General features: G+C 73.3%; 18 protein-coding genes and 1 pseudogene. 6 read left to right on the top strand and 13 right to left on the bottom strand.

Annotation, left to right across the window (positions count from 1 at the left end; translation table 11 throughout):
* Window positions 1–129: 129 nt before the first annotated feature.
* Both PHK61_RS24240 and PHK61_RS24235 read right to left on the bottom strand, forming a co-directional pair.
* A complete protein-coding gene (locus PHK61_RS24240; protein WP_274283586.1) occupies window positions 130–858 on the bottom strand; it encodes an enoyl-CoA hydratase in 729 nt (242 codons plus the stop codon).
* 7 nt (window positions 859–865) lie between these two features.
* Window positions 866–1,690 carry an SAM-dependent methyltransferase gene (locus tag PHK61_RS24235; RefSeq protein WP_274283585.1) on the bottom strand — a complete coding sequence of 275 codons (825 nt, stop codon included), beginning with the start codon at window positions 1,688–1,690 and terminating at the stop codon, window positions 866–868.
* 79 nt (window positions 1,691–1,769) lie between these two features.
* Here PHK61_RS24235 and PHK61_RS24230 point away from each other — a divergent pair, with 79 nt between their 5' ends.
* A complete protein-coding gene (locus PHK61_RS24230; RefSeq protein ID WP_274283584.1) occupies window positions 1,770–3,638 on the top strand; it encodes a S9 family peptidase in 1,869 nt (622 codons plus the stop codon).
* A gap of 95 nt (window positions 3,639–3,733) precedes the next feature.
* Here PHK61_RS24230 and PHK61_RS24225 read toward each other — a convergent pair whose 3' ends face one another.
* The 6 genes from PHK61_RS24225 to PHK61_RS24200 all read right to left on the bottom strand — a co-directional run bounded on the left by PHK61_RS24225 (window position 3,734) and on the right by PHK61_RS24200 (window position 9,299).
* Window positions 3,734–4,213 carry a Dps family protein gene (locus PHK61_RS24225; RefSeq protein WP_274283583.1) on the bottom strand — a complete coding sequence of 160 codons (480 nt, stop codon included), beginning with the start codon at window positions 4,211–4,213 and terminating at the stop codon, window positions 3,734–3,736.
* Between the two features lie 133 nt (window positions 4,214–4,346).
* On the bottom strand, window positions 4,347–5,831 hold the full coding sequence (locus PHK61_RS24220; RefSeq protein ID WP_274283582.1) for a catalase: 1,485 nt from the start codon (window positions 5,829–5,831) through the stop codon (window positions 4,347–4,349).
* A gap of 9 nt (window positions 5,832–5,840) precedes the next feature.
* Window positions 5,841–6,368 (bottom strand): Fur family transcriptional regulator, encoded by a 528-nt coding sequence (locus tag PHK61_RS24215; RefSeq protein WP_274283581.1) that lies wholly within the window; start codon window positions 6,366–6,368, stop codon window positions 5,841–5,843.
* A gap of 110 nt (window positions 6,369–6,478) precedes the next feature.
* Entirely contained in the window at window positions 6,479–7,531 is a 1,053-nt protein-coding gene (locus PHK61_RS24210) for an aspartate-semialdehyde dehydrogenase (RefSeq protein WP_274283580.1), read from the bottom strand.
* Window positions 7,532–7,571: 40 nt separating this feature from the next.
* Entirely contained in the window at window positions 7,572–8,837 is a 1,266-nt protein-coding gene (locus PHK61_RS24205) for an aspartate kinase (protein ID WP_274283579.1), read from the bottom strand.
* A 102-nt stretch (window positions 8,838–8,939) separates the two neighbouring features.
* The gene (locus PHK61_RS24200; protein WP_274283578.1) at window positions 8,940–9,299 is read right to left on the bottom strand and encodes a hypothetical protein; all 360 of its coding nucleotides are present in this window, start codon (window positions 9,297–9,299) and stop codon (window positions 8,940–8,942) included.
* Between the two features lie 304 nt (window positions 9,300–9,603).
* On the opposite strand from PHK61_RS24200, the gene leuA reads away from it, so the two are divergent.
* Window positions 9,604–11,415: a 2-isopropylmalate synthase gene (leuA, locus tag PHK61_RS24195; RefSeq protein WP_274283577.1), complete on the top strand. Its 1,812-nt coding sequence runs from the start codon at window positions 9,604–9,606 to the stop codon at window positions 11,413–11,415.
* Between the two features lie 148 nt (window positions 11,416–11,563).
* Here the strand turns inward: leuA and PHK61_RS24190 are convergent, their stop codons facing one another.
* Entirely contained in the window at window positions 11,564–11,740 is a 177-nt protein-coding gene (locus PHK61_RS24190) for a DUF397 domain-containing protein (protein ID WP_274283576.1), read from the bottom strand.
* Between the two features lie 77 nt (window positions 11,741–11,817).
* A complete protein-coding gene (locus PHK61_RS24185; protein ID WP_274283575.1) occupies window positions 11,818–12,780 on the bottom strand; it encodes a helix-turn-helix domain-containing protein in 963 nt (320 codons plus the stop codon).
* Window positions 12,781–12,982: 202 nt separating this feature from the next.
* On the opposite strand from PHK61_RS24185, the gene PHK61_RS24180 reads away from it, so the two are divergent.
* Window positions 12,983–13,171, top strand: coding sequence for a hypothetical protein (locus tag PHK61_RS24180; RefSeq protein ID WP_274283574.1), 189 nt, complete (start codon window positions 12,983–12,985; stop codon window positions 13,169–13,171).
* Between the two features lie 4 nt (window positions 13,172–13,175).
* On the opposite strand, the gene recR is transcribed toward PHK61_RS24180, so the two are convergent.
* Window positions 13,176–13,784, bottom strand: coding sequence for a recombination mediator RecR (gene recR / locus PHK61_RS24175; protein ID WP_274283573.1), 609 nt, complete (start codon window positions 13,782–13,784; stop codon window positions 13,176–13,178).
* Window positions 13,785–13,845: 61 nt separating this feature from the next.
* A complete protein-coding gene (locus tag PHK61_RS24170) occupies window positions 13,846–14,166 on the bottom strand; it encodes a YbaB/EbfC family nucleoid-associated protein (protein WP_274283592.1) in 321 nt (106 codons plus the stop codon).
* Between the two features lie 98 nt (window positions 14,167–14,264).
* Between PHK61_RS24170 and PHK61_RS24165 the strand changes: the two genes are divergently transcribed.
* The 3 genes and pseudogenes from PHK61_RS24165 (at window position 14,265) to PHK61_RS24160 (ending at window position 17,122) form a co-directional block, all read left to right on the top strand.
* Complete coding sequence (locus tag PHK61_RS24165) at window positions 14,265–16,103, top strand: S9 family peptidase (RefSeq protein ID WP_274283572.1); 1,839 nt, start codon at window positions 14,265–14,267, stop codon at window positions 16,101–16,103.
* An 82-nt stretch (window positions 16,104–16,185) separates the two neighbouring features.
* Window positions 16,186–16,686: pseudogene (locus PHK61_RS32130) on the top strand (MGDG synthase family glycosyltransferase); the annotation flags it as partial.
* A 148-nt stretch (window positions 16,687–16,834) separates the two neighbouring features.
* A complete protein-coding gene (locus PHK61_RS24160; protein ID WP_274283571.1) occupies window positions 16,835–17,122 on the top strand; it encodes a hypothetical protein in 288 nt (95 codons plus the stop codon).
* Between the two features lie 491 nt (window positions 17,123–17,613).
* Here the strand turns inward: PHK61_RS24160 and PHK61_RS24155 are convergent, their stop codons facing one another.
* Window positions 17,614–17,871, bottom strand: coding sequence for a hypothetical protein (locus PHK61_RS24155; protein WP_274283570.1), 258 nt, complete (start codon window positions 17,869–17,871; stop codon window positions 17,614–17,616).
* Window positions 17,872–17,932: the final 61 nt, after the last annotated feature.

The following is a 17,932-nucleotide window of genomic DNA, read 5'->3' as shown; positions in this document are numbered from 1 at the left end:
CTCCCTCGATCAACCCGACACGCCGCCGCACACAACGTCTCGGGTCACGACAGCTAGACGCCCCTCCGCCGGCGATCTGCCCGTCACGCGACGGAGGAGCGGGACGGGCCTGGGCCGTCGCTTCGGCGGCTAACGACCCCGGAAGTCCGGCGCGCGCTTCTCCTCGCGCGCGCGGCGGCCCTCGGCGAGGTCCTCGCTCGCCCAGCAGGCGTCGAACGCCGCGGCGACCTCGTCGGGCACCGGCGCGTCCTCGAGCAGGCGGGCGACGGCGAGCTTGTTGTAGGCGAGCGTCAGCGGGGCGAGGGCCGCGATCTCGCCCGCCCAGGCCAGCGCGGTGTCGCGGTCGCCGACGCGGTCGACGAGCCCGGCGGCGCGGGCCGCGTCGTGGTCGAGGCGCTCGCAGGCGAGCAGCAGCCGCCGAGCCGCGCCGCCGCCCGCGACCAGCGCGAGCCGGCGGATCGTCCAGGGGTCGACGGCGAGCCCGAGGGCGGCGGTCGGCAGGCCGAACACGGCGGCCTCGGCGCAGACCCGCAGGTCCGCGGCCAGCGCGAGCTGCGTCCCGGCGCCGATCGCCGGCCCGTGCACCGCGGCGACCACCGGCACGGGCAGCTCCACGAGCCGGTGCAGCATGCCGTAGAGCGCGGCGAGGAAGTCGTCGTCGCCGACGGTGTCGAGGTCGGCGCCGGAGCAGAAGGCGGTGCCCTCGCCGGTCACCACGAGCACCCGGGCCCCGTCGGCGACGGCCGCGTCGACCGCGGCGTGCAGGTCGCGGCAGTGCGCGGTGTCGAGGGCGTTGCGGCGCTCGGTCCGGTCGAGACGGATCTCGTGGACGTCTCCGTGGCGCTGGGTCGCGATCACGGGCCGATCATCCCCGGGCGACGACCCGCCGCGCGACCACACCCCACAGCCCGCTCGCCGTGGCGTCCGGTCCGGGAACCTCGCCGTCGGCGCGCCAGTGCGGCGCCGAGACCCACCCGGGCCCGACGACGGTGAACCCCTCGAGCCACGGGGCCATGTCCCCCGGCTCGCGCAGCCGCGGCGCGTAGCTCCAGCCGCCGTGGTTCATGGTGGCCCACTCGTGGATGTCGGGCCGCGCCCTCGACGTCAGGTGCGAGACGGCCAGGCCGCTGCCGGGCGCGAGCGCGTCGGCGTACACGCGCACGGCCCGGGCGGCGGCCGCGTCGTCGTGCAGGTAGTGCAGGACGCCGACGGCGAGCACGCCGACCGGGCGCGAGAGGTCTAGGACGTCGCGGACCTCCGGCGCGGCGAGCACCTCCGCGGCGTCCCCGACGTCGGCGTGCAGGACCGCCACGCCCTCCTCGCCGTCGAGCAGGCGCCGGGCGTGGGCGACGGTGCGGCGGTCCCGGTCGACGTAGGTGACCCGCGCCCCGGGGTGCGCGCGCCGGGCCCGGGTGTGCACGTGGTCGACGGTCGGCAGGCCGGACCCCAGCTCGAGGAACTGGTCGATCCCCTCGGCGCACCAGTGGTCGACCACGGCCGCGGAGAACCGCCGGTGGCCGCGGCACAGCGCGTTCATGCCCGGCATGACGGCGTCGACCTCGGCGGCGAACTCCCGGTCGACCTCCAGGTTCTCGGTGCCGCCGAGGTTGAAGTCGAACACGCGCGCCATGTTCGGCGGCGTCTCCTCGTCGTCCTCGCCGATCTTCTCGGCGGGATACAGATCGTCCACGGTCCCTCCCCCCGTGACCATCCTCGCCCACGACCCCTCCACACCGTCGTTGCGGCACCCCGCCAGGCAGGATCCGGGCATGACCCCGACCTCGCCGCGCCGCTCGGACCCGGCCCCGGAGATCCCCGATGCCCTGTTCGCCGACCCCGCGGCCGAGGCACGGTGGCGGGGCCGCTTCACCGCGGCGCGGGTCTCGGTGCCCGACTGGGCCCGCGACGCCCCGGACCGCAGCGTCTACTCGTCGAACGCCACGGGGACCTGGGAGATCTACGCCTGGGACCGCGCGAGCGACACCCACCGGCGCGTCACCGACCGCCCGCAGGGCACCCGCGGCGGCGCCGCGAGCACCGACGGCACCGCGATCTGGTGGTTCGACGACACCGACGGCGACGAGTTCGGGGTCTGGGTCTGCGAGCCGTTCGAGGGCGGGGACGCGGCGCCCGCGATCGCCGGCGCGGCACCGGGCTATCCCGCCGGGCTCGAGCTCGGACGCCGCACGGTCGCCGTCGGCTGGTCGACCGACGACGGGTCGACGCTCGCCGTCAGCGAGGACGGGGCCGAGGCGCGCGTCGTCTACACCCACACCGAGGACGCGGGGATCGGCGCGCTCTCGCGCGACGAGACGCTGCTGGCCATCTCGCACGCCGAGCACGGCGACTCGCGGCACCCCGCGATCCGCGTGCTGCGCCTCGCCGACGGCGCGGTCGTGGGCGAGCGCCACGACGGCGAGGGGCCCGATGGTCAGGGACGAGGCCTCGACCCCCTCGAGTTCGCGCCGGTCGAGGGCGACCAGCGCCTGCTCGTCGGCCACGAGCGCCGCGGCCGCGACGAGCTCCTGATCTGGGACCTCGCCGCCGACACCGAGACCGAGGTGGCGATCGACCTGCCCGGCGACCTCACCGCCGGCTTCTACCCGGACGCCTCCGCCCTGCTCGTCGCCCACACGCGGGCGGGCCGCACGACGCTGCACCGCTACGACCTCGCGACCGGCGAGCTCACCGACCTCCCCACCGCGCCCGGCTCCGTGGGCGGCGCCGACGTGCGCCCCGACGGCACCGTCGAGTACGGCTGGTCGTCGGCGGCGTATCCGTCGTCGGTGCGCGCGCTGCGCCCCGACGGCACCGACACCGAGCTGCTCGCCCCGCCCGGCGACCGGCCCGCGCCGTCGGTGGCGCTCGACGACGCCTGGGTCGACGGCCCGGCCGGGGCGGTGCACGCCCTGTGGACCCGCCCGAAGGGCACCACGGGCCCGGTCCCGACCGTCTTCATGATCCACGGCGGGCCCCAGGCGGCCGACGAGGACCGCTGGTCCCCGGTGCGCGCGGTGTGGGTCGACGCGGGCTTCGCGGTGGTGCACGTGAACTACCGCGGCTCGTCGGGCTACGGGTCGGCGTGGCGCGACGCCATCGAGGGACGCCCCGGCACCACGGAGCTCGAGGACATCGCCGCCGTGCACGACTGGGCCGTGTCCACGGGGCTCGCCGACCCCGCCGCCTGCGTGCTCGAGGGCTGGTCGTGGGGCGGCTACCTGACGCTCCTGGGCCTGGGCCGCCAGCCCGAGCGCTGGGCGGTCGGGTGCGCGGGCGTGCCCGTCGCCGACTACCTCGCCGCCTACGAGGACGAGATGGAGCCGCTGCGCGCGTTCGACCGCTCGCTGTTCGGCGGCGCACCCGACGAGGTGCCCGACCGCTACCGCGAGGCCTCGCCGCTGACCTGGGTCGACGCCGTCCGCGCGCCGGTACTCGTCCTGGCCGGCGAGAACGACCCGCGCTGCCCCATCCGCCAGATCGACAACTACCTCGACGCCCTCGACGAGCGCGAGGTGCCCTACGCGATGGTGCGCTACGACGCAGGCCACGGCTCGCTCGTCGTCGCCGAGACGCTCGCGCACACCGTCGCCGAGATCGCCTTCGCCCGCGAGGCCCTCGGTCTGCCGGTACCGGCCTGAGCGCGGCGGGCGGCCGGGTTCTGAGCGAAGGGCCCCTTCGGTCGACTAGTTCGACCGGAGGGGCCCTTCGCTCAGCAACGGGTGACCCGCGTGGCTCAGACCGTCTTGGCCTGCCACATCCAGTGGGCCTCCTCGAGCTTCGCCGTGTGGGCGATGAGCAGGTCCTGGGTCACCGGGTCCGGCTCGTCGGTGACCGCGATGCGCTCGCGCATGCGCGCGATGAGCGTCGCCAGGGTCGCGACGACGGCCTGGTTGACGTCCTCGACCTTGCGCCACCCCTCGTCGGTGGTGGGCAGGCCGCTGCTCTTGGCGACGGTCTCGGAGCGCCCGTCGGGCGACACACCCAGCGCGGCGGCGCGCTCGGCGACCTCGTCGGCGTAGGTGCGCGCGAGGTCGACCAGCTCGTCGAGGTGCAGGTGCGCCTCGCGGAAGTTGGTGCCGACGACGTTCCAGTGCCACTGCTTGGCGGTCAGCGACAGGTCGACGTAGTCGACGAGCGAGTCCTGGAGCACCGTGCCGACGGTCTGCTGGGCGTCGTCGGAGAGCGGGCTGGTGATGGGGTTCGTGGTGGCCATGCCGTACAGCTCCTTCGCTACCGTTGTTTGGAACGGTTCCAATCTAGGATGCCCCTCGACGGGCCCGAAAACCACCACGCGGCCCGTCTCGGGGTGTGAGACGGGCCGCGTGAGGTGAGGCTGGGCTCAGGGACTAGCTCTGGCTGAGCACCTTGTCCTGCTTGCCGGTGAGCTCGCGGACGCGGTCCTCGACGCGCTGCCCCATGCCCTCGTCGATCGACTTCCAGTAGTCGAACGCGCGGGCCAGGACATCGTCGCCGACGCCCGCCGACAGGTGGCCGGAGACGTTCTCGACGAAGCGGTCGCGCGCGGCGTCGTCCCAGACCTCGAGCATCATCGTGCGGGCCTGGACCTCGTCGGTGTCCTCCGGGTGCGCGACGTAGGCGAGGCGCTGGATCTCCCCGTCGGAGTACCACGAGGGCGGCTGGATGGTCTCGGTCGTCTGCGGGCCGCCCTTGGTGTTCGGCGCGTAGACCGGGTCCGGCGCGTTCACGACGCGCATGGCGCCGGCCACCGTGTACGGGTGGGCCTCGGTGCCCTGCGGCGCGTTCACCGGGATCTGCTTGTAGTTCACCCCGAGGCGGGCGCGGTGCGCGTCCGCGTAGGAGAACCCGCGGGCCAGCAACATCTTGTCCGGCGAGAGCCCGAGCCCCGGGGGCTGGTTGTTCGGCTCGAACGCGACCTGCTCGATCTCGGTGTGGTAGTCGACCGGGTTGCGGTTCAGCGTCAGCGTCCCGACCTCCTGCAGGGGGTAGTCGCCGTGCGGCCACACCTTGGTCAGGTCGAACGGGTTGAACCGGTAGGTCTTGGCGTCCTCGAAGGGCATGATCTGCACCTTGAGGGTCCAGCTCGGGAAGTCGCCGCGCTCGATGGCCTCGTAGAGGTCGCGCTGGTGGTAGTCGGCGTCCGCCCCGGCGAGGCGGTCGCCCTCCTCCTGGGTCAGGCACTCCACGCCCTGGTCCGAGATGAAGTGGTACTTCACCCAGAACTCCTCGCCGGCGGCGTTGATCCACATGTAGGTGTGGCTGCCGTAGCCGTTCATATGGCGCCAGTCCTGCGGCAGGCCGCGGTCGCCCATCAGCCAGGTGACCTGGTGCTTCGACTCCGGCGACAGCGTCCAGAAGTCCCACTGCATGTCGTGGTCGCGCAGACCGTTGCGGGCCAGGCGCTTCTGCGAGCGGATGAAGTTCTGGAACTTCATGGGGTCGCGGATGAAGAAGACCGGCGTGTTGTTGCCGACCATGTCCCAGTTGCCCTCGCGGGTCCACAGCTTGAGGGCGAAGCCGCGCGGGTCGCGCCAGGTGTCGGGGCTGCCCCGCTCACCGGCGACCGTCGAGAACCGGATGATCCCCTCGGTGACCTCGCCGGGCTGGAACACGGCGGCCTTGGTGTAGGCGGTGACGTCCTGCGTGACCTCGAACTTGGCGAACGCGCCGCTGCCCTTGGCGTGCGGCTGACGCTCGGGAATCCGCTCCCGGTTGAAGTTCGCCATCTGCTCGATCAGGTAGTGGTCCTGGAGCACCAGAGGACCGTTGGCCCCGACCGTGGCGGAGAACTCGTGGCTCGGCGCCGGGATCCCGGCGTCATCGGTGGCGTAGGAGCGATGCGTATTGGTCACGTTCGCCTCTCAGCGTGGTGGTGGGCTCTCGTGCAGGACCGCGACGGCGCCGCGGACGGCGCGCCGAGATTCCCGAGTACCCGCTCCGGCCGCGACGCACGTCGGGCACGTCCCCCAGAAGACGACCTCGGCCTCGTCGACGACGAAGCCCCCGGTGTCCGACGGGGTCAGACACGGCCGCTGGTCGACGATGCAGTCGACGTCGGCCGTCGCGCCGCACGAGCGGCAGACCACGTGGTGGTGGTTGTCGCCGGTCCGCGTCTCGTACAGCGCGGCCGAGCCGGCCGGCTCGATCCGCCGCACCAGGCCGGCGTCCACGCAGGCGGCGAGGACGTCGTACACGGCCTGGGTGCTCACCGACCCGAGACGGGCGCGCACCGTCGACGCCACGGTCTCGGCCGTGGAGTGCGGGTACTCGCCGAGGACCCCGAGCACCGCCTGACGCGGCGCGGTGACCCGCAGGCCGGCGGCCCGCAGGCGTGCCCGCGGGTCGGCGACGTGGTGGCGCGGGTCCGGGGCCGGTCCGGCCTCAGGCACGACCGGAGCGAGGTCCGCGTCGTCCTGGGAACCGGTCGGTGGCGTCATATCGACCCACGTTGCCACCCAGACTGGAACGGGTCAAGAAAAGGGGAACCGGGTCACGTCGGTCAGCTCCGGACGAGCTCCTCGGCGATCTCGTAGGTGTTCAGCGCCGCGCCCTTGCGCAGGTTGTCGCCGCACACGAAGAAGTCGAGGGTGTTCGGGAAGTCGAGCGCCTGGCGGACGCGGCCCACGTAGGTCGGGTCCTCGCCGACGACGTCGGCCGGCGTCGGGAAGCGCTTCGCCTCCGGCTCGTCGACCAGCACGATCGACGGCTGGGCCGCGAACACCTGGTGGGCGGTGGCCACGTCGACCTCGGTGTCGAAGGTCGCGTGGACCGACAGCGAGTGCGTGGTGACGACCGGGACGCGCACGCAGGTCGCCGACACCTTGAGGTCGGGCAGCCCCAGGATCTTGCGCGACTCGTTGCGGACCTTGAGCTCCTCGGAGGTCCAGCCGCCGTCGCGCAGCGAGCCGGCGAACGGCACCACGTTGAGCGCGAGCGGGGCGTTGAACGGCGACTCGGTCGACAGACCGGCCGACGCGATCGCCTCGGCGACGTCCCCGCGCCGGTGCCCGACGCCCTTGCCCGCGACGGCCGCGAGCTCCGACTGCAGGCGGTCGATGCCCTCCTGGCCCGCGCCGGACGCCGCCTGGTAGCTCGCGACGACGAGCTCGCGCAGCCCGAACGCGCGGTGCAGGGCACCGAGCGCGGCCATCATCGACAGCGTCGTGCAGTTCGGGTTGGACACGATGCCCTTGGGGCGCTCGTGGGCCTTGTCGGCGTTGACCTCGGGCACCACCAGCGGCACCTCGGGGTCCATGCGGAAGGCGCCGGAGTTGTCGACCGCGATCGCGCCCTTGGCCACCGCGACCGGCGCCCACTCGGCGCTCACGGCGTCGGGGACGTCGAACATCGCGATGTCGACGCCGTCGAAGGCGTCGGGCGAGAGCGCGACGACCTCGATCTCCTCGCCGCGCACCCGCAGGCGCTTGCCGGCCGAGCGGGGCGAGGCGATGAGCCGGATCTCGCTCCACGGCACGCTCTCGCGCGCGTCGATGATGTCGATCATGACGGAGCCGACCGCACCGGTGGCCCCGACGATGGCGAGTGTGGTCACGGCGTCCTCCCGGTCCAGTTTCGCTGCGCTTCGTGTCCCACTATCGCCCCGTTCCTGCGTGCACCACGGCCTCCTCGTCGCCCCCGAGGTCGAAGGCGGAGTGGAGTGCCCGCACGGCGTCGTCGAGCTGGGTGTCGCGGATCAGCGCGGAGATGCGGATCTCCGAGGTGTTCATCATCTCGATGTTCACGCCCGCGACGGCGAGGGACTCGCAGAAGGTGGCGGTGACGCCCGGGTGGCTGCGCATGCCCGCGCCGACCAGCGTCACCTTGCCGACGTGCTCGTCGTAGAGGACGTCCTCGAAGCCGACCTCGGCCTTCATCGCGCTCAGGGCCTCGACGGCACGGGGGCCGTCCTTGACCGGCAGCGTGAAGGTCACGTCGGTCTTGCCCGTCTGCAGGTGCGAGATGTTCTGCAGCACCATGTCGATGTTGACCTCGACGTCCGCGAGCGCGCGGAAGATGCGCGCCGCGTACCCGGGCTGGTCGGGGACGCCGACCACGGTCACCTTCGCCTCGGACCGGTCGTGCGCCACGCCGGTGAGGACCGCCTGTTCCACGCTGAGCTCCTCGATGGACCCGACGATCGTCGTGCCGGGCTTGTCGTTGTACGACGAGCGCACCCGCAGGGGCACGCTCTCGCGGCGCGCGTACTCGACGGCGCGCAGGTGCAGCACCTTCGCCCCGCACGCGGCCATCTCGAGCATCTCCTCGTAGGTGATGGTCTCGAGCAGCTTCGCGTCGGGGACGATGCGCGGGTCGGCCGAGTAGACGCCGTCGACGTCGGTGTAGATCTCGCAGACGTCGGCCTTCATGGCGGCGGCCATCGCCACCGCCGTGGTGTCCGAGCCGCCGCGGCCCAGGGTGGTGATCTCCTTCGAGTCCACGCTGACGCCCTGGAAGCCCGCGACGAGCGCGATGTGGTCCTCGGCGAGTGCGGCGTGGATGCGGCCGGGCGTGACGTCGACGATCCGCGCGTCGCCGTGCTTGCCCGTGGTGATCATGCCGGCCTGGGAACCGGTGAACGAGCGCGCCCGCCCGCCCTGGGCGTTGATCGCCATGGCGAGCAGCGCGTTCGAGATCCGCTCGCCGGACGTCAGGAGCATGTCCAGCTCGCGCGGCGGCGGGCTGGGGTGCACCTGCGTGGCGAGATCGGTCAGCTCGTCGGTGGTGTCGCCCATGGCGGAGGCGACGACCACGACGTCGTGCCCGTCCTTGCCGGTGCGCACGATCCGCTCGGCCACCCGGCGGATGCGCTCCGCGTCCTGGACGGACGAGCCGCCGTACTTCTGGACGACGAGTGCCACCGCGACGGACCTCCACGACCTGGTCGGTGAATCACGCCGACCCTATCCGAGGCAGAACCCGTCACGAGGTGGGAGCAGCCCCACTCCCGGCGCGTGGTGTCCCTACGGCGCGATGGCGTTGAGCAGCTTCGACACGACGATCCCGATCACGATCCACACGACGGCCGCGAGACCGAAGTTGAGGATGATCCGCAGCGATTCGCTCGCGGGGATGAACAGGTCGCCGATGCCGAGCGTGAGGTTCGACGCGAGGTCGCTGAAGAAGATCGTGATGCCGTTGGCGGGGTTCGCGCCGGCCACCGAGAGGATCACGTGGATCACCAGGATGGCCGCGAAGAGCACGGTCAGGATGCGGATCACCGAGGCGGCAACCGTCAGGACCTTACGGGTGAGCGCGCGCAGGTCCTCTCCGGTGTGCGAACGCCGCTGTTCGGAGGTGTCCGTGCTCGCATCCTGCGCCATGCGGGTCATGATGGCACGCCAAGTGACCCGTCGGTAGCCAGGGTTGCGACCTGTGTCACGAGCGGTTCGTCCTCGCTGCTCACCGGCATGATCAGCAGGTCAACGCGGCCCCGGACGGGCGCCCGGGGTACCGGGCCGAGGTCACGCGGGTCTACCGTGGAGCGCGATGTCTCGCGCGCACGCAGTCCACGGACTGCTCCTTCGCCGCCGCGGCGGGGTCTGAACAGACCGGCCCCTCGCCGCGGGTGATGCGCGCTGCCGGTCGCCATCCCTCGCAGTGCAGCAGGCAGGAGCGCGACATCCCATGAGCATCACCCCGGGTTCGCCCGTCAACGACGAGCCCATCGCCGACATCCGCTCGACGGTCGTCCATCCTGACGGCGACATCCCGGCCGACCAGCCGGCGTGGAACACGCAGCGGCCGAGCCGCATGCCGGTCCACCGCTACCAGCCCTTCGCCGACGTCGTCGAGAAGATCTCGCTGCCGGACCGCACGTGGCCGGAGAAGGTCATCGACAAGGCGCCGCTGTGGGGCGCGGTCGACCTGCGCGACGGCAACCAGGCCCTGATCGACCCGATGTCGCCGGCCCGCAAGCGGCGCATGTTCGACCTGCTCGTGCGCATGGGCTACAAGGAGATCGAGGTCGGCTTCCCCGCCGCCTCGCAGACCGACTTCGACTTCGTCCGCGAGATCATCGAGCAGGGCGCCGTACCCGCCGACGTCCGCATCCAGGTGCTCACGCAGGCGCGCCCCGAGCTGATCACCCGCACCTTCGAGTCGCTCGAGGGTGCCCACTCCGCCGTGGTGCACCTCTACAACTCGACCTCGATCCTGCAGCGGCGCGTGGTCTTCCGCTCCGACCGCGACGGGATCACGAAGATCGCCGTGGACGGTGCTCGCCTGGTCCGGGACGAGGCCGAGAAGCGCCCGGACACCGACTGGCGCTTCCAGTACTCGCCGGAGTCCTACACGGGCACCGAGCTCTCCTACGCCAAGGAGATCGTCGACGCGGTCGGCGACGTCTGGGAGCCGACGCCGGAGCGCCCGATGATCGTGAACCTGCCGGCCACGGTGGAGATGGCGACGCCGAACGTCTACGCCGACTCCATCGAGTGGATGCACCGGAACCTGGCCCGGCGCGACTCGATCATCCTGTCGCTGCACCCGCACAACGACCGGGGCACCGGCGTCGCGGCCGCCGAGCTGGGCGTCCAGGCCGGCGCCGACCGTGTCGAGGGCTGCCTGTTCGGCAACGGCGAGCGCACCGGCAACGTCTGCCTGGTGACCCTGGGCATGAACCTGTTCAGCCAGGGCATCGACCCGCAGATCGACTTCTCGGACATCGACGAGGTCCGCCGCACCGTCGAGTTCTGCAACCAGCTGCCCGTCGGGGAGCGCCACCCCTGGGGCGGCGACCTGGTGTTCACCGCGTTCTCCGGCTCGCACCAGGACGCGATCAACAAGGGCTTGCAGGCGATGGCCGTCGAGGCCGAGGCCGCCGGGCACGCGGTCGACGACCACCGGTGGGAGGTCCCCTACCTGCCCATCGACCCGAAGGACGTCGGCCGCACCTACGAGGCCGTCATCCGCGTGAACTCGCAGTCGGGCAAGGGCGGCGTCGCGTACCTGATGAAGACCGAGCACCAGCTCGACCTGCCGCGGCGTCTGCAGATCGAGTTCTCGCGGCGCGTCCAGGAGGTCACCGACTCCGAGGGCGGCGAGGTCTCCGCCAAGGAGATGTACGACATCTTCACCGAGGAGTACCTGCAGCGTCGCGTCCCGCTGGAGCTCGTCAGCTCGCGTGTGCAGACCCACGACGACGGCAAGGCGGAGCTCAGCGCGACGCTGAAGGTCGAGGGCGACCTGCACGAGGTCACCGGGGTCGGCAACGGCCCGATCGCCGCCTTCGTCGACGCACTCGCGTCGGTGGGCTACGACGTGCGGGTCCTCGACTACGCCGAGCACGCCATGTCCGCCGGCGACGACGCGCGCGCCGCCGCCTACGTCGAGGCGGCCGTGGGTGACGTGGAGGTGTGGGGCATCGGGATCGACGGCTCGATCCTCACGGCCTCGCTCAAGGCCGTCGTGTCGGCGGTCAACCGCGCGATGCGCTGAGCAAGATCTTGCCTGCGCGGGCCGGACGGTGATCGGCGACCCGTGTCCCCGGGACACGGGTTCGCCGGTCCGCCCCGCCGGACCGGCGGCGGATCCCCCATCGGGCGGGGGACCCGCCACCGGGGCCGCGACACCGTCGCGACCAGCTCTAGCCCGGCAGGTCGAACTCGCCGGCCTTGACGCCGGCGACGAACGCGCTCCACTCCGCAGGCGTGAAGCGCAACGCCTCGGACGACTTGGTGTCGACGACCCGCACCTCGTCCTGATCGAGCGCCACGCCGACGCAGCTTCCGTCCGTGCAGAAGCTGCTGGTGCGAACGATCACTGAGACCCCTTCTCGAGGCGAGCACGGTGCGCGGGAGTCTCTCGGACGCCGACGTGGCCGGTGCAACGACCCCCGGGCTAGAGATCGCCGATGCGCCGAACGGCGTCCTTCATCAGCGCAACGGAGTCCTTCTCGGGGAGCGACGCTCGGTGGATCGCGGCGAGACGGGCGATCCGGTCCTCGACATCGTCGGCCGCCGCGAAGAACTCCCCTGCGGGGCCGGGCTGCTCGAGCCACACAACATCGTCGACGTCCGGTTCCGAGAACTCGAGCTTGGCGAACGAGTCTCGGCTCGACGGGAGCAGGCCCGCCGAGTACGGCAGCACACGGACCTCGACGTGCTCGGCCTCGGCCACGGCGATCAGGTGCTCCACCTGCTCGCGCTGGACGCGAGGGGAGCCGACGACACGATGGAGCGTGGACTCGTCGAGCACGCAGGCGAAGGACAGGCCATGGCCTGCCGCCAACGCCTCCTGACGCCGCATGCGCACCTCGACCAGACGCTCGATCGCGTGCGACGAGGAGTGGGAGCCGTAGTTCGCCTGGAGAACGGCCCGCGCGTAGTCACGAGTCTGGAGGAGACCGTGCACGATGTGCGGCTCGTAGGCCGTGAGCCCGCGCGCGTCCCACTCCAACTCGACGTAGGTGGCCATCGCCGGCGGCATCACATCGCGGTAGCTCGACCACCACATCCGCGCCTGCCCCGACTTCGCCCAGTCGAGGAAGCGCTCGCGCTCATCGCCCTCGGGCACGCCGTAGACCTCGAGCATGTCGCGCACGTCGCGCCAGCGGGGCACGCCCTTGCCGTTCTCGAGGCGGCTGATCTTCGACGGCGAGCATTCGAGCTTCCGCGCGACGTCCTCGAGCTTCAGACCCGCGCCTTCGCGGAGGCGTTTCAGCTCGCCCCCGAGGCGGCGGCGCGTCACCACGGGGCCGGGTGACCAGGTCATCGAACCGCCTCCGGGGTCGGGCGTGTCGCCGGCTCCCCCCGTGCCGGTGTCAGTCTGCACACGGTAGACCGCGGACGGCCATGCCGTCACGCAATCGTTGTGTGCAATTGCAGAATTCGCTTGTGTGGTGGTCTGGCACACAGCACTCTCAGGAGGACCGGAGCTGGAACGCCGGAGCCGTGGTCCGCACAACGGACCGCACGACTCGACGGGAGGCACTGATCATGGAAGCAACGGGGGGCGAGCGCCGACGGCGCCGCCGCGGGATCACCCGCGCCGTCCGATGACCGCCATGACGATCATCGTGGCGGTGGTTGTCTTCTGGACCCTGTTCGTGGTGGGTGTGCTCGTGGGCATCTCGATGCACCGCGAGGCGACGCGACGTCGCAGCGCCCGCCTCCACCGCGCCGAGATGGCGCTCGACAAGGACGTGATCGTCGCCGGCCGCACACCCGCGCGCGGCCGGGACTTCCGCGTCTGACCGGCTAGAGGGCGCGGCGACCGGCGAGGGCGCGGCCGAGCGTGAGCTCGTCGGCGAACTCGAGGTCGCCGCCCATGGGCAGACCGGACGCCAGCTTGGTGACCGTCAGGCCCGGGAAGTCGCGCAGCAGGCGCACGAGGTAGGTGGCCGTGGCCTCGCCCTCGGTGTTGGGGTCCATGGCCAGGATGACCTCGGTGATCTCCGGTTCGTCGCCGGCCCCGCCGATGCGGGTGAGCAGCTCGCGGACCCGCAGCTGGTCGGGCCCGATGCCCGAGAGCGGATCGAGCGCCCCGCCCAGCACGTGATAGCGACCGCGGAACTCGCGGGTGCGCTCGACGGCCATGACGTCCTTGGGCTCCTCGACGACGCACACGAGCGCCGCGTCGCGCCGGGCATCACTGCAGATGCGGCAGCGGGTCCGCTCGGAGACGTTGCCGCAGACCTCGCAGAACACCACGCCGACCTTGACCTTCTGCAGGGCCTCCTGCAGGCGGGTCACGTCGGCCTCCTCGGTGGCGAGGAGGTGGAACGCGATGCGTTGGGCGCTCTTCGGGCCGATGCCGGGCAGCCGGCCCAGCTCGTCGATGAGGTCCTGGACCGGCCCCTCGAACACGGCTCTCCTCGGTCCGGCTCCCCTATCGGCGTGCTGTGCTGGATGCTACGCGTCGGGGGGACTACTGGCCCGGCAGGCCCAGCCCGCCGCCCATGTCCCCGAGCCCGCCGGCGAGCGGGCCCATCTTCTCGGCCTGCAGGTCGGCCGCCGCCTGGGCCGCGTCGGCGAGCGCGCCGACGACGAGGTCCTGCAGCGTCTCGACGTCGTCCGGGTCGACGACCTTCGGGTCGATCGTCACAGCGCGGATCTCGCCGGCGGCGGTCTGCGTGACCGTGACCAGGCCGTTGCCCGCCTGGCCGGTGACCTCGGCCTCCGCCAGCTCCGCCTGGGCGGACATCAGCTGCTCCTGCATCGCCTGCGCCTGCTGCAGCAGCGCGCCCATGTCCATGCCTTCAGGGTTCTGACCGGGTTGCACGTCACCAGCGTAACCACGCCGCCGCGCTCGCCGCCGCACCCCGCGACCAGGCAGGCTCGACGGCGATGACCACCGCGCGCGACACCCTGCTGCACCGCCTCCTCGACGCGACCACCTGGCGCGCCTTCGACGTCGACGCCGAGGGCCGGATCCTCGCCGGACACGACGCCTCCGGGTCCGTCCAGCTCGTCGAGCTGCGCCCCGACGGCGGGCGCGTGCCGCTCACGGCGCTGCCCGGCGCGGTCGCGGGGCGCTACCTCCCGGGCCGGCGCCGCGTCGTCGTCTCCCACGACGCGGGCGGCAACGAGCGGGCGCAGCTCTCGCTGCTCGACCCCGACGCCGTCACCGACCCCGTCGGCGAGGACGGGCTGACGCCGCTCGTGCACGACCCCGAGCACATCCACGGCCTCGTCGAGGTCCTCGAGGGCGGGCGCGTCGTCTACGCCACCAACCGCCGCAACGGGGTCGACTTCGACCTCGTCGTCCGCGACGTCGACGCCGGGCCGGAAGACGACGCCGAGACCGTCCTCTACGACGGCGGCGGCATGGTCGGCAACGCGGCGATCTCTCCGGACGGCGCCCGGGCCCTCATGACCCGCCCGGGAGTCCCGGCGCTGAGCTCGCAGGTCCTGCTGCTCGCCGGCGACACCGTCACCGAGCTCACCGACGCCGCCGAGCACGCCCGCTACCTCTCCCCCGAGTGGCTGCCGGACGGCGACGCCGCCGTGATCACGACCGACTCCGGCCGCGACCACCTCGGCGTCGCGCGTCTCGACGTCGCGACCGGCGCCCTGACGTGGCTGGTCACCGACGACGCCCACGACGTGTCCGCGCGCCTGTCGCCCGACGGCCGCCTGCTGCTCGTGGTCACCGACGACGACGGCGCGAGCCGGCTGGCGGTGCACGACGTCGACGGCACCTTCCTGCGCGCGGTGGCGCTGCCCCCCGAGCTGCGCGGCGGGGTCGCCGACTTCCTGACCGCGCCGCGCTGGGCGCCGGACTCCACGGGGCTCGCGATCATCTGGACCGACCCCGCGACGCCGGCCGACGTCCTCATCGTCGACGCCGGGCGCGGGCGCGCCGCCGTCGCCGCCTCGTCCCGGGAACCCCTCGCCGCGACACTTCCTCCTGGCCTGGACCTCGTCGACCCCACCAGCCACGGCGTCCCGACGCCCGACGGCGAGACGGTGCCCTGCTTCGTCTACTCGCCGGCACGGCCGACGGGGTCGAGCGTGACGATCGTGCACGGCGGCCCGGAGGGGCAGTCGGTGCGCTCGTTCTCGGCGATCGTGCAGGCGCTGGTCGGCGACGGCCACACGGTGCTGGTGCCCAACGTGCGCGGGTCGGTGGGCTACGGGAAGCGCTGGTACTCGCTCGACGACGTCGAGCGCCGGCTCGACTCGGTGGCCGACCTCGCCGCCCTGCACGCCTTCCTGCCCCGCCTCGGGCTCGACCCGGCGCGCGCCGCGCTGTGGGGCGGGTCGTACGGCGGCTACATGGTGCTGGCGGGCGTCGCCTTCCAGCCCGAGCTGTGGGCCGCCGGCGTCGACATCGTCGGCATCTCCTCGCTCGTGACCTTCCTCGAGAACACCTCGCCCTACCGTCGCGCCCACCGCGAGCGGGAGTACGGCTCGCTCGAGCGCGACCGCGAGTTCCTCGAGCGCGCCTCGCCCCTGAACCGCATCGGCGACGTGCGCGCGCCGCTGTTCGTCATCCACGGCGCCAACGACCCGCGCGTGCCGCTCTCCGAGGCCGAGCAGGTCGCCGCGGCGGTGCGGGCCAACGGCGTCGAGGTCGAGATGGCGGTCTACGACGACGAGGGCCACGGGCTGGCCAAGCGCGTCAACCGGCTCGACGCCTACCCGCGGGCGGTCGCGTTCCTGGGACGGGTGCTCGCGGGGTGACGCTCGCGGGGCCACCGGCCACGCGATCCATCACCGGCGCTCACCGCGCGTTCATCCCCCGACCCGACGACTGGGTTGCGGTATGGGCGTGTCTCAACGCCCCCGGGTCCTCGTCCTCAGCGCCGCGATCGGCCAGGGCCACCACGGCGCCGCCCGCGAGCTCGTGCGGCGGCTCGACCGCCGCGGCGTGGACGCGCACGTGCTCGACTGGACCGACCTGCTCCCCGCCTGGGGCCGGCGAGCCCTGCGCGACCTCTACGCGCCCTCGGTGCGCCACACCCCCGCGGTGTTCGACCGGATCTTCACCGACCTCGAGCACCCGCGGCGGCCGGCGAGCGTCGTCACGCGGCGGCTGACCACGCTCGCCGAGGAGCCCGTCCTCGACGCGGCGCGCGACGTGGACGCCGTGGTGGCGACCTACCCGCTCGCCGGTCAGACCCTCGGCGCGCTGCGGGCGGACGGGCGCCTCGCCCTCCCGGCGCTCGCGTACCTCACCGACCCCGCCGCGCACCGCCTCTGGTGCCACCCCGGGCTCGACGAGCACCTCACCGTCACCGAGGCCACGGCCGCCGACGGCGCCCGCTACGGCGTGTCCCTGCGCAGCGTCGGGCCGCTGTGCGCGCCGCGCTTCTCGCGCCCCGTGCCCGTGGCGACCCGCGGCCGGGTGCGCCGCGAGCTCGGCGTGCCCGAGGACGCCCCGACGGCGCTGCTCGTCTCGGGCTCGCTGGGGGATGGGCGAGGTCGAGAGGACGGTCGACGCGCTGGGCCGGCACCCGCGGGCGTGGTCGGTCGTCGCCTGCGGGCGCAACGCGCGGCTGCGCGCCCGGCTCGCGGGACGGGAGCGTGTGGTGACGCTGGGCTGGCGCGACGACGTCCCCGAGCTCATGGCGGCCGCCGACGTGCTCGTGGCCCTGGTCGCCGGGGCGGCGGACGCGTCACGCTCCTCGGTCCACCACGGTCGCGGCGGGCGACGGCGCCGCGGGCGCGCCCCGCAGCGGTCGCTCGCCGCGGCGGGGTAGCCGTGCTCGCGGCGCTGCTCGCGGTCGCCTCGGCCGCCGCGGCCGGGGCGGCGGTGGTCGCCCAGCAGCGGGCCACCCACGAGCTCGGCGGCGCAGCCGACCGGCGGCTCCTGCGCCGGCCCTGGTGGCTCGCCGGGACGGGCGGCTCGGTCGGGGCGAGCGCCCTCCAGGCGGTGGCCCTGGCCGAGGGCCCGGTGGTCGTGGTGCAGGCGCTGCTCGCGACGGCGGTCGCGTGGACGACGGTCGGCGAGTCCCTGCTGGCCCGCCGCCTGCCCGGGGGCGGCCCCCTGGTCGGTACCGGGCTCGCGGTGCTGGGCCCGCTCCTGGTGGTGGTGCTGCTCGGGCCCGTCGCCGCGGCGGGCGGCGTCGACCTCGCGAGCACCCCGGTGCTGCTGAGCCTGGTCGGCGTCGGGGCGGTCGTCCTCGCCGGTCTGGTGTGGGCGCCGGCGCCGGTCGGGCGGACTCGGCCTCGCGCTGGCCTGCGGGGCGGGCTACGGGCTCGCCGCGTCCCTGCTCGCGGTCGTCGCCCGCGACCCCGCGGCCGTGCTGACCGACCCGCAGCACGCCCTCGCCGCGGTGCTGCTGCTGTGTGTCGGCCCCGCGTCGTTCGTGGCGAGCCAGCGGGCGCTCGCCCGGGCCCGCCGCGCCGGGCCGGTGGTGACGATCGTCCTGCTCGCCGACCCGCTGGTCGCCACGGCCGTCGGCGCGACGTGGTTCGGCGAGCGCATCGCCCTCGACGCCCCGACCACCGCCGGGATCGTGCTGGCCGCGGGCCTCGCCGTCGTCGGCGTCCGGCTGCTCGACCCGGCG

This window comes from Actinomycetospora lutea (assembly GCF_028737205.1).
GTDB classification, from domain to species: Bacteria; Actinomycetota; Actinomycetes; order Mycobacteriales; family Pseudonocardiaceae; genus Actinomycetospora; species Actinomycetospora lutea.
This window is presented reverse-complemented; position numbering and strand designations above follow the sequence as displayed.

Coding starts and splice junctions, on each gene's coding strand:
- PHK61_RS24230 (WP_274283584.1), top strand. CDS start 1,770: ATGACCCCGACCTCGCCGCGCCGCTCGGACCCGGCCCCGGAGATCCCC.
- PHK61_RS24225 (WP_274283583.1), bottom strand. CDS start 4,213: ATGGCCACCACGAACCCCATCACCAGCCCGCTCTCCGACGACGCCCAG.
- PHK61_RS24200 (WP_274283578.1), bottom strand. CDS start 9,299: ATGGCGCAGGATGCGAGCACGGACACCTCCGAACAGCGGCGTTCGCAC.
- leuA (WP_274283577.1), top strand. CDS start 9,604: ATGAGCATCACCCCGGGTTCGCCCGTCAACGACGAGCCCATCGCCGAC.
- PHK61_RS24180 (WP_274283574.1), top strand. CDS start 12,983: ATGACGATCATCGTGGCGGTGGTTGTCTTCTGGACCCTGTTCGTGGTG.
- PHK61_RS24170 (WP_274283592.1), bottom strand. CDS start 14,166: ATGGGCGCGCTGCTGCAGCAGGCGCAGGCGATGCAGGAGCAGCTGATG.
- PHK61_RS24165 (WP_274283572.1), top strand. CDS start 14,265: ATGACCACCGCGCGCGACACCCTGCTGCACCGCCTCCTCGACGCGACC.
- PHK61_RS24160 (WP_274283571.1), top strand. CDS start 16,835: ATGGGCGAGGTCGAGAGGACGGTCGACGCGCTGGGCCGGCACCCGCGG.